Here is a 10,511-nt window from a genome sequence, read left to right as displayed (position 1 = left end):
AGCCGGGCGCAGGGAGGGCAAGCGTCTCGCCCACGACGATTTCGCCGCCGTTGCCTCCGACCTCGTGCGAAGGGGCATCACCCTGCCGAGGCGGATTGCCGCCGAGGGTGGCTCAAATGGCGGCCTGCTGATCGCAAACATGCTGACCCGCTATCCTGAGCATTTCGGGGCTCTGTTCTGCACAGCACCGCTTATCGACATGCGTCGCTACACCAAGCTCTTGGCGGGCGCGAGCTGGATCGACGAATATGGCGATCCGGACAAGGTTCACGATTGGGCTTTCCTGAAGGAAATCTCCGCCTATCACGCCGCAGCGCCGGGACAGCCCTATCCGCCTATCCTGATCGCCACCACGAAACGCGACGACCGCGTCCATCCGGGCCATGCGCGCAAGATGGCCGCAAAACTGCAGGCTCTTGGCTATCCCGCTTACTTCTACGAGGCCAGCGCAGGCGGGCACGGCTGCGGCGAGGACAATCGGGAGCAAGCCGCATTCATCAGTCTAGGCACCAATTTTCTCCGCAGCGCAATCGGCTTCAACGATCACCCTCCGGAGACGGCGGAACGCGTTGCAACGCAAGAGGGGCATTTGAGGTCCATCAACAATTCATTCGAGCAGGAGACGAAATAGTGCAGTGCATCCTTTCTGAACATCAAGGAGTGAATCTCATGGCGAGAACGCGAATGGGCGTAGCGCGGGCAACAGCAGCGGCGGTGGCCCTGATCATGGTGGGACAGCAGGCCGTCGCCGCGGAGCCTGCGCAAGCAGAGACCGTCCTGGCGGAGACGGGAGCCTCGGTCACCGAAGCGCCAATCCCTTGGCAGGTCCGCCTGCGGGCGTTGGGCGTCGTTACGAAAGATCTGGGCTACGTTGATACGCTTCCCGGCTCCGGTCTTTCGTATTCGGACACGGTGACGCCGGAACTCGATATCTCGTATTTCTTCACCGACAACATCGCCGCCGAACTCATACTCGGTACCACTTATGCCAACATCGCGGGCCAAGGGACGATCGGAGGGTTGGGCAACATCGGCAAAGTTTGGCTGCTGCCGCCGACACTCACGTTGCAGTACCATTTTACCGATCTCGGCGCGTTCAAGCCTTATGTCGGCGCCGGCGTGAACTACACGATCTTCTACAACCAGGACACTGGCAGCGCTGATGCTCTCAAGGTGAAGAACACGTTCGGCACGGCGCTGCAGGTCGGATTCGACTACATGGTGGACCAGCACTGGGGCCTCAACTTCGACGTGAAGAAGCTTTTCCTGAAGCCGGACTTCGACGTCACGGTGACCGGCGCGAAGCTGACGGGGAAGGCGGAGCTCGATCCCTGGCTGATAGGCGCAGGTGTCACCTACCGCTTTTGAATATCAGAGTGAAGTCTGCTTCCCGACTGCCGGTTTAAATGAAGGGCGCCTCGCGCGCCCTTTTTTACGGTCGACACTGCAGCGCAAGACCTCATGAAGCTATTGTCGGGCGGGGTTCTCTTCCGGCGGACCAAGAAGATGCACTGGCCAACCGGCCTTGCGCCTGAGGTGGAGTGCTTAGAAGCGCTTTGGATCGGGACGGGCTTTGGTATTGTGGGTGGAATGCTTCAGCCAGACCATTTGCCAGCATCGTCTCCCGGACGTCATGTGTGAGCTTCTTTGTCAGCGCAAGGCGAACACGGATCTCCTAGCAGGCCGTTGAAGAAGTGTCCCGTTTGGCCTTGAGGATTGCCTCGTCGCCGTTGTGATAGAAGGTGATGTCGATGGAGCCGTCGTCGAGCAGTTCAGCATGGCCGTCGCCTGTGACCTCGTCCATTTCGTCGAATCCGACCCATGTGAAGAAGACCGTCGACGGGCCGTAGCCGAGTTCGAGGGTTAGATGAGCCAAACGCCAGTGGGGCGTCCTGGGGACGACGCGCGCGAGATTCTGGTCGTGGTGGCCAGCCCAATACGATGTGAGAAGTTGCTGCCGGTGCGGGTACCGGAGGTCGCCGATAGTGACAGCCGATGTTCGACAGCGGCAAGGACATGCTCAGCCGTCAACGCGCCGAGGGCTTGGCCGGGAATGGTGGTGATGGAACCAATCCAGAAAGCGGCGGCTGCCCAGGAGAACGCCTTCGCGGGACTTTGACTCCAGTCCGCACACCCTGCTCAGATAGTCCGAAAAAGAGGTCAGAAGCGGAGCATCCGGATTATTATCTACACTGGGAACAGAAGCATGGAAGCGTTCTGGAGCCACTCGCCGCGCGTTTACCAGTGCCGACACTGCTCCAAGCTGACTATCTGCCATGACCACCTGCCGAACGTAGTCCGTTGATGCCACCGGTACCCTTCGCGGTCTGCTCCAGCGGGAAGATCGGGTCTGATCGACCCTGCTGACCTGTGCGGCGGCCTCTCTCGCTAGGGCGTCCCCCTTCCTGTCGTCCTCCTCCGCCGCTTTCGGCTGCTTTCGGCCCGCCGCCCTCGCCAAGGCGTCGTAGTCGGTAAGCGCGTCCTCCGTCTCCTTTAGGGGCTTCATCGCGTGACTAGAGTTTAGCGCGTGTTTGTAGGCGGCGGACCGAATGGTCGTCGAAATGCCACTCAGCGCCACCGCAAGATGCCCTAGGGCTTCCGCCTCATGATCTGACAGCGGCACGTCACGATTAGAGCCGATTGCCCTGCCTTCTTCCAGTTTCACAATGTTTGTAGTCATTTCCTGCTCCATCGCGTTGACTGAGATACGATGGAGACGGAAGTGGAGAACAAATTTTTACAAGCAACTAAGATGATATTCTCGTCAACGGGACAATAGTGGACGTTGAGGGCGGCGAACAGGGTGGTGGTGCCGTTGCGCTTGTAGTCGTGCCTCATCGTACCGAGCCGCCCCTTCTTCATCGGCAGGCCGGGTGGGTGCGGTCGAGCGCCGGATCTGGCTCTTTTCATCGACCGACAGAACGATGGCATGGGCCGGCGCATCGAGATAGAGGCCGACGACGGCGCGCAACTTGTCGACGAACTTCGGATCATTGGAGAGCTTGAACCTGGCGCCAGCGGTGGGGTGCGAGACCATGCGCCTTCCAGATGCGCCTGACGGCGCTGGCGCTGATTGCGGCGGCTTGCGCCATCATGTCGGCGGTCCAGTGGGTCCTCTCGCCCGGCGGATCGGCAAGCGTCAGTGCCACGACGCGCTCGCCGACATCGGGACCGAGCGGCGGAATGCGCCACTGTCGCGTCTTGTCGCGCAGCAGCCCGTCACAGCCTTCCGCGGCAAAGCGCTCCTGCCAGCGCCAGACGTCGGTCTTCGACTTGCCGATGCGGCGCATGACCTCGCCGGTGCCGACGCCGTCGGCGGGCAAAAGCACTATCTCGGCGCGCCAGACATGCTTTTGCGGGGCGTTGCGATCCCTGATCAGCGCCGTCAGACGGACGCGATCGGCCGACGAAACGGTGAACGATCTTCCTGTGCGCATGCGCCAGACTCGCACGCGCAGGCCAGAAAGGGAATCTCTGATTGGACTCCTATGTCAGGCGGGAACCACTAGACGCCGAGACCGCCGATGCAGACATGTTTGGTGTCGAGATAATCCACGATGCCCTGGAGGCCGCCTTCCTTGCCGAGGCCCGATTCCTTGACGCCGCGGAACGGCACCTCCGGCGTGGTGATCAGGCCTTCATTGACGCCGGTACTTCAGTCCTTCCATCACGCGGAAGGCGCGACCGAGATCGCCGGTGTAGAAGTAGGCCGCGAGGCCGAACTCGGTGTCGTTGGCGAGCGGCGTGCCCGACCTGAGACATGGGTGACGTTTTGTACCGGACACGGATGAAGTGCACCCCTCGGGTGAGCGTTTGCTCGATAATATCCACTGAAGTGAAGCAGTCGGTCTTAATGCTGGAACTCATGCCACCCGACCGACCCGGGAATTCGCAGCAGCGGCGCCGTCGAGTGCAGAACGAATGCCGTCAACCAAGGGGTCGATCTCGCTTTCGGTGATTATATAGGGCGGACAGATTCCAAGCACGTCTCCCATATTGCGGATCATGACGCCGTGCTCGCGGCACCGCCGCTCGACATCGCCGATCCTCAGCTCGGGCGCGAAGACGCGACGGGCGCACGATCCTCGACGATCTGAACCCCCGCGATGAAGCCGCGGCCGCGGGCTTCACCGACAAGCGGATGGTCGCCGAGCGCGTCCGCGAGGGCTCCATGCAAGTGATCGCCGAGACGACGCGCCTGGGTCACGAAATCGATCTCGCTGTAGATCCTGATCGCCTCGGCGGCGACGGCCGCTATCACCGGATGACCGGAGTAGGTGAAACCGTGACCGAACACGCCGACCTTGTGGGCCTCGTCAGCGGCGCATTGATAAATCTTGTCGAGATAATGACGCCGCCAATGGGCAGGTGACCGGATGAAAGCCCCCCGGCGATCGAGAGCATGTCCGGTTCCATCCCAAATGTCTGGCTACCAAACCAGTTCCCGGTGCCTCCGAAGCCGCAGACCACCTCGTCGGACAGCATGAGGATAATTTCTCACTTTCTTGCGAAGATCGGGGGTGTCCACGGTCATTCGTATTACGCGAGATCCGCGAGGCCAAAAACCATCATACCAGAGAGGCGAAACTGCTATCTAGGTGTTTAGATGCAAGAAATTAATCCTGCATTGTTCCCGCACCAGGAACACCCGAGAGGATACCAAGCAGTATTGAACCTTGTTGAAAATGCTCTCGGCGCGCTGGGCGTTATAATTTCTCGAAGGCGATCACAAGGACGTCGCGATAAGCGTACGGCATTTTCAGGTTTTCGGCCACAATCGACGATACATCGTGAAAGGTTTCGCGGTCGTTGCAGATCACAAAATCATTCGGGGAGTTCATTTCGACCTCGCCGAGGAACTCCTTTGAGGCGTCGGTGATCATGCTCATGCCGCCGGTGACGTTGACCCGCCCAATCATATAGCAAGCAATGAAGTCCACCCCGTCCTGGTGAAGGCCCTCGGGTGCCGGTTTGCCATTTACACCATCGCGCGCGACAATCCGGTAGGGATGGATCTTGATATTCCAACGATCATGTCGGGCGGCTTCACATAGAATTCTGCAGAAACCTGTCAGAATCTTTTCTAAGACGGGATGGTCTATAAAGGAGTTTTCAAGGGGCTCGAAGTGGCGCTTGAAGCCGCCATTCAGATGATTGACACTTTTTGATTGTTCGTAGGGGGCGTGGGGTAGGAGCCTAAAGATTCCGTCAGTCGCGTCATATTCAAAAGCGCTATAGCGCCGGTAACGATATGTTCCGCCGTCACGCATGTATTCATCGAGAAGAAGTCGATTCCAATGGTCAGCAAAGTTCTTCCAGGCTGCATCAATTTCGATGCCAAAGCAGGCTTCGGCGCGCTCGCCTTTTGAAAACCACCATCCATTTGTCACCAGACCGTCAGTGCATTGTTGACTGAGGTTGGCCGGCGCCTGGGGTGCGTTGTTTTCCACGGGTGTCTCCCTTTTGGTGACTTGGCGAGGACGGAACGCTTTGGACAACGCTATGTGGGTTGCGGCTTGGTATTCCCAAAGGTCGCGGTCCCTAATGTATCTCGGCGTCCTGGCTCGGATCGACCGAGGTAAAAAGCGTGTGTGATCGACTATGTAGCTGACGCTCCCGCTAACGCCCTCGAGGGCGGATGCAATGGCCCGTTCGCACATCTGGTGAATAGTACTGCCCCATGCACCTGAAACCGCCTCTTGGGACCAGGCTTGCTCAAGCCCTTGCTTCAAAACGATTGATGCCACGTCAAGAGAAGCGGTTTCGAGGTGACGCAGCGCGTCGAAGATAATGGCCGCGGCAGGGGCCTCGCGGACTTCGAGAACCTTTTGGCCGGTTGTGATGTGTTCAAGCCCGACAAAGCGGCCGTGCCCGAATTTGCCGACCGTGTTATTCAGGAACGGGATTGCGTCGACCAATGCAACATCACGGTCATCAATTGACACGAGACTTCCGTCTGCAAACCCGAGTTTGATCTCTACCGGCTGCTCTGCGGGAATGTGGCGCGTCCAAGCAAATGCCTCCTCGGGGATGGAAAAGTTCTCGGGATCTTCCAAAGGCCCCGACTCGAATTCCCGACACCAGAGGTTTTCGTCCGCGCTCCACGTGCGGTCCGCCACAAAAGTCGCTCCACACTTGGACAGGTCGGAGGTCTTCTGTTGTCGGGATATCACAGAGCATTCATACGGACTGCCGAAGTTGCCGGAAAATCCTGAGCGCTTAATGCTATTGTTAAGGCGCGGAAGACTGTTTTGAGAAAGGTTTGCTGTATGAAGAACCAGCCGTGAGTTGATTGACCTAGCATGATTAACAACCAAAGATGCGATTATGGGACGGCTCAACGAACTGCTCAACGGATAGATGCCAAGGTACTTGGCGTGGGCTCGAATGGCTGATTTCACGCCTTGTTCGACAAAGGCATCCCGCCCTTCGAGGCAGACAAAGCGCGCGCCGAACATGGCTGCCGTCCGTTCCAACAAAGGCTGATCGATGCGCGTTCCGACATCCGCTGCGACAGCTTCAATGTTCGCAAAGCCAAGGCTTTGCAGCTTGTAGAGAAGATAGGTGCTGTCGAGACCGCCGCTGAACATGGTTGCAACTGGTGCGGTTCGGTCCGGAAAAGCCTCCAGATCTTCAAAACTCGAAATGCCGCCGATGGCGGGTTTGGTGGAAGCCAAGATGGGGTTCATTTGGATGTCCTGCTCTCAAACCAGATGCCAGCAAACGTCGCAGCGAGGACGAGGCCTGCGCCTATCAAGCTCGGTACTGTCAAAGGCTCATTCAGAAGAAGGTGCGCTAGAACGAAACCAAAAAAAGGTTCTGTTCCCATCAAGAAGCCAACCCGTGTCGGTGTGGATTTTCTCACTGCGGCATTTTGAATGTAGAATGCAGCGAGGGTGCAGAAGAGTGCAAGGAAGGCAACAGCGCCCCAAAACTGAAGGGTGGCCCTCACAACAAGGCCTGAAATTCCGAACTGAGCGACGGCCAAAACGAAAGTAAGTGTTGCCACCGTCGATCCTTGGATGGCCGTCAGGGCTGCAGATGAAATCTGCCGGCCGGCCAGAAGGCGTTTGGTGGAAACGACCATAACCGCTCGCAGAATCGCGGCCCCCAAGACAAGCGCGTCACCCGGGCTGAACCTGCTGATCCCGCCAGTGAGAATGCCGACACCGATGCACGCTATGGCAGCACTTGCCAAAATGCCCGTAGGTGGAAGTCGCCGTGATAGCCCATAGTCGATGCTCGGCGTGAAAATCACACAAAGCGATATGATCAAGGCCGTGTTCATTGCGCTTGTCGATGCAACGCCGTAAGTTTCAGCAATAAAGATGCAAAAAAGTATTGTTCCCAATGCGAAGCCGCGGATGAAATCGCCCCAGGAGACCAATGCGATCTCATGTCTTGCAGCCACTGCCGTAATGATCGTAGTAATCAGGAAGCGATAAAGAACAAGTATCGAAACCGGCGCGTAGAACAGTGCGCCTTTCCCGACCGGATAGCTCGCCCCCCAAACGAATGCGACTCCCAGCAAGGCTAGATCCACCGAGAAAGATGGCGTCCGTGTTTTCCTGACAGGTATTGGAGAACTTTCGAAAACGTCCACCTTCAAAGTTTCCTTTGTGTTAGCCATCCACCCCTGCTGCGAGGGTCAAACAGATCAGGTCGTTCAGCCTCTTGGGCGATCCGTGCCGCGGCGTACTTGTTTTTGGTAACGCAAGTGCCGTGCCGATTCGGAAAACCATTGCTAGACAACAACCTGGTCGCCTTGATAGTTCGGCGGTTCATGTCCATTGTTGTCAGAATGCCGACAATGACTTCAACTGCAGGGATCCTACCGGCAGGGCCTCAAGGCGAACACGCGGCTCCAAGATGCCGACACGATGGCTGGTTCAGCCATGCTTCGACAGTTGCCTGTTTTTTCAGTTCCTTTGCTGTTCGTGCGCTAACCGCAACGCTCCATACTAGTCTCGCGTGGCTGTCCCCGTGGGGTGGGCGGCAGAAAGCGATTAGGCCCGCTGAAAGAGGCGAACCGCATCCGAAGGATCGTAACCAAGAGAAGGACCTGAAGCGAGAGCGAAGGTTGCGGGAGGCCGCGGCGGGCCTAAAAGGCAATGCCGACCGCCCCAGGAAAGGCTGACAAAAACCGCAGCGGCCGACTGTCCAATAGGGTGCGCCGGGCCAGGGCGAGCCAAATGGCAGGGGCTGCCGGGGGACCCTAAGAAAAGCCTGGGTTCACGAGCACCCGGCGCGCGCCATCAGGCGGCCAGCTACTTGGAGGGCGGGTGTATCATGCCTGTTTGTCGGGCCGAACCAGATCCATGTGGCTGACGCCGAGGGCCAATGCCAGTTCATAGATCGTGATAATTGTCGGATTTCTTCGGCCTTTCTCCAAGCCGCTGATGTACTGCTGACTGAACCCGGAAATCTCCGCAAGCTGCTCCTGCGTCAGGCGCTTCCTTTGCCTGATCCTCTGCACATTCCGTCCGACCAACTTGCGCATATCCATGCACGCAAGCCAGCGGATCAGGCGGCTTGAGTTTATCAACTATAATATGTAATCCACATTTAGCAGGCACAGGGCTTCGCGGGTCCATTGGCCGGAGATAGAATTAGCGATGTTGCAGCCCAGATCGAACACGCCGTTCGCCGACGAGGTCCCCTGGTCGGACCGCATTACAGCCTACGACAAGGACCACTTTACAACCTATATGAGGCTCCTGGACGCCTCGGCCGACAACGCCACTGAAGAGGAAATGGCCAAAGTGATCCTCGGCATTGATCCGGCACGCGAACCTGAGCGCGCACGCAACGTTCTTCGCAGTCATCTCGACCGTGCAAACTGGGTGGTGACGAGCGGCTACAAGGATTTGTTCGCCAGTTGACGAAATGGGCGGTGCGGTCGCTTCGCTTCAAGCAACGAAGTCGCGCAACCGCCATGCATCGACGTATCACCACAGCGCGGATGGCCCAGCGCTTCGCTGTCTCATCATTTTGTCCTCCGCTCGCCAATGGCTGCTTCCCAGGAATGGGTGCGGCGGCGAATCATGACAGGAACGGGTCCGCCGTCTGAGCCGCACCGCATCCGAAGGGCCGGATGGACAACCTACTGAAAGCTCACAGCTGGCTAAGGGTTGCGGGACGCCGCGGCGGGCCTAGAAGGATGCGGCGCCACCTGCTGAGAAAGGCACAAAACAGAGCGAATTGCGAGAGTCTAACGACGCGCTAGGAGGCGCAGCGGAATGGTCGAGACGCCAGAGCCAAGAAAAGCGGGGCTCGACCCACCGGCACACGGCACGCGCGGTGATGGGCGCGGGCGCCCACTACGTGCGCAGGCTCAACAGAATCTCACACGGATCAGCATCGAGGGCCGCAGTTACGTCGAGAAACTCAATGACATCGAGACGCCGTTCGCCACCCTCATATTTCGCCACGAAAGATTGCGGACGACCAAGCTTCTCAGCCACCTGCGCCTGCGTCAGCCCTTTGACATTGCGCAGTGAGATCAACTGGGCCAGAAACCGCTGGTGGCGGGGAGATCGAAGAGATTTGGGCATTTAGGTGAACCGGCAGGTAGAGACCGGCTCAGCGACTAATCCCCGTTTCGGATTATCCCATTTTGGGATATTCTGCCTTGGATCCAGCGATCAACATGCGAGGTTCGCGGCAGACATGAATCAATCAACGGGAACAGATAGGACTCAAAGCTCAACACTGCTCGACGAAGTCCCTTGGTCTGACCGTCTTACCGCCTACGACAGGGCGCACTTTACCATCTATATGAGGCTCCTGGACGCCTCAGCCGATGAGGCGCCCGAAGAGGAAATGGCCCAACTGATCCTCGGCATTGATCCGGCACTTGAACCGGAGCGCGCCAGGAAGGCGCTTCGTAGTCATCTCGACCGTGCGAACTGGATGGTGACGAGCGGCTACAAGGAATTGTTCGCCAGCTGACAAATTCGCAGTGCTCGGTCATAGAAGCGTTCCTGTGCCATTGGTCAGGCTGATCGGGGCCTGCACCACAGACGCGCCGGCAAAATGGACCCGGTGGCGAGCACAATTCAGTTCCCAGGAAATCGGGGTTTGGCAACTGTCCGAGCGTCTGACGTGATAGAAGGTTCCGCTCTGTCTGGATGGGTATTAGCCCGGAGCAGCACTCCATATCGTACCGGCGCTCGACGAAGGGTCCACCTCTTCGCTTTCAAGCCGCATAACCGATAGCCATCGCCCTAAGTCAAGGGTTAGAGATTACCGGCAGGCAGGTATGCAAGCGGGCCATCCTCGGAAACTATATAACCGCACGACTAGCTGTGAGCTTTCGGGAGGTTGTCCATTCGGACCGGACCGGGGAGACTGGAGTTACCAAGCTTCAGCACTCACCGGAGGGTCCGAATGAACATCCATAAGAATGCCCGTCTCACACCGCTGCGTCGAGAGGAGATGGCGCTGTCGGTGATAGAAGGCGCTTTCTCCAAAGCCCATGCGGCGCGTGTCTACGGCGTGTCGGCCAAGAT

The 10,511-nt window shown here is 58.2% G+C and carries 13 protein-coding genes and 2 pseudogenes; 5 read left to right on the top strand and 10 right to left on the bottom strand.

The window, feature by feature from the left end:
* Both EOA32_RS26415 and EOA32_RS26410 read left to right on the top strand, forming a co-directional pair.
* Nucleotides 1-631: prolyl oligopeptidase family serine peptidase (locus EOA32_RS26415; protein WP_245499390.1), on the top strand; the 631-nt coding region annotated here is incomplete at its 5' end.
* Nucleotides 632-669: 38 nt separating this feature from the next.
* Nucleotides 670-1,368: an OmpW family protein gene (locus EOA32_RS26410; RefSeq protein WP_063169295.1), complete on the top strand. Its 699-nt coding sequence runs from the start codon at nt 670-672 to the stop codon at nt 1,366-1,368.
* Nucleotides 1,369-1,675: 307 nt separating this feature from the next.
* Here EOA32_RS26410 and EOA32_RS26405 read toward each other — a convergent pair whose 3' ends face one another.
* The 9 genes and pseudogenes from EOA32_RS26405 to EOA32_RS26370 all read right to left on the bottom strand — a co-directional run bounded on the left by EOA32_RS26405 (nt 1,676) and on the right by EOA32_RS26370 (nt 8,506).
* Complete coding sequence (locus EOA32_RS26405; RefSeq protein WP_244514237.1) at nt 1,676-1,876, bottom strand: hypothetical protein; 201 nt, start codon at nt 1,874-1,876, stop codon at nt 1,676-1,678.
* 144 nt (nt 1,877-2,020) lie between these two features.
* Nucleotides 2,021-2,680, bottom strand: coding sequence for a hypothetical protein (locus EOA32_RS40140; protein ID WP_063169296.1), 660 nt, complete (start codon nt 2,678-2,680; stop codon nt 2,021-2,023).
* Between the two features lie 101 nt (nt 2,681-2,781).
* Nucleotides 2,782-3,437 (bottom strand): annotated as a pseudogene (locus EOA32_RS26395) (IS630 family transposase); the annotation flags it as partial.
* Nucleotides 3,438-3,505: 68 nt separating this feature from the next.
* Nucleotides 3,506-3,740: pseudogene (locus tag EOA32_RS26390) on the bottom strand (aldehyde dehydrogenase family protein); the annotation flags it as partial.
* Between the two features lie 308 nt (nt 3,741-4,048).
* Nucleotides 4,049-4,261, bottom strand: coding sequence for a hypothetical protein (locus EOA32_RS40650; RefSeq protein WP_280951485.1), 213 nt, complete (start codon nt 4,259-4,261; stop codon nt 4,049-4,051).
* On the bottom strand, nt 4,258-4,485 hold the full coding sequence (locus EOA32_RS40645) for an aminotransferase class III-fold pyridoxal phosphate-dependent enzyme (RefSeq protein ID WP_263485461.1): 228 nt from the start codon (nt 4,483-4,485) through the stop codon (nt 4,258-4,260). Before EOA32_RS40645 ends, EOA32_RS40650 begins: the two co-directional genes overlap by 4 nt.
* 221 nt (nt 4,486-4,706) lie before the next feature.
* The gene (locus EOA32_RS26380; RefSeq protein ID WP_063169298.1) at nt 4,707-6,689 is read right to left on the bottom strand and encodes an argininosuccinate synthase-related protein; all 1,983 of its coding nucleotides are present in this window, start codon (nt 6,687-6,689) and stop codon (nt 4,707-4,709) included.
* Complete coding sequence (locus EOA32_RS26375; RefSeq protein WP_082826572.1) at nt 6,686-7,630, bottom strand: DMT family transporter; 945 nt, start codon at nt 7,628-7,630, stop codon at nt 6,686-6,688. The genes EOA32_RS26380 and EOA32_RS26375 overlap by 4 nt, the downstream gene beginning before the upstream one ends.
* A gap of 657 nt (nt 7,631-8,287) precedes the next feature.
* Nucleotides 8,288-8,506, bottom strand: coding sequence for a helix-turn-helix transcriptional regulator (locus EOA32_RS26370; RefSeq protein ID WP_029354714.1), 219 nt, complete (start codon nt 8,504-8,506; stop codon nt 8,288-8,290).
* A 109-nt stretch (nt 8,507-8,615) separates the two neighbouring features.
* Between EOA32_RS26370 and EOA32_RS26365 the strand changes: the two genes are divergently transcribed.
* Nucleotides 8,616-8,882, top strand: a complete 267-nt coding sequence (locus EOA32_RS26365) for a DUF2285 domain-containing protein (protein WP_063169299.1) — start codon at nt 8,616-8,618, stop codon at nt 8,880-8,882.
* A gap of 438 nt (nt 8,883-9,320) precedes the next feature.
* Here EOA32_RS26365 and EOA32_RS26360 read toward each other — a convergent pair whose 3' ends face one another.
* Entirely contained in the window at nt 9,321-9,554 is a 234-nt protein-coding gene (locus EOA32_RS26360) for a helix-turn-helix transcriptional regulator (RefSeq protein WP_082826573.1), read from the bottom strand.
* A gap of 115 nt (nt 9,555-9,669) precedes the next feature.
* Between EOA32_RS26360 and EOA32_RS26355 the strand changes: the two genes are divergently transcribed.
* A complete protein-coding gene (locus EOA32_RS26355) occupies nt 9,670-9,951 on the top strand; it encodes a DUF2285 domain-containing protein (RefSeq protein ID WP_063169301.1) in 282 nt (93 codons plus the stop codon).
* A 438-nt stretch (nt 9,952-10,389) separates the two neighbouring features.
* A partial coding sequence (locus tag EOA32_RS26350) for a leucine zipper domain-containing protein (protein ID WP_245474027.1) occupies nt 10,390-10,511 on the top strand: 122 nt, incomplete at its 3' end.

The organism is Mesorhizobium sp. M1A.F.Ca.ET.072.01.1.1, from assembly GCF_004023325.1.
In the GTDB taxonomy this organism is placed as follows: Bacteria; Pseudomonadota; Alphaproteobacteria; order Rhizobiales; family Rhizobiaceae; genus Mesorhizobium.
The sequence above is the reverse complement of the archived record's forward strand: the minus strand, read 5'-3'. Positions and strand labels throughout refer to the sequence as shown.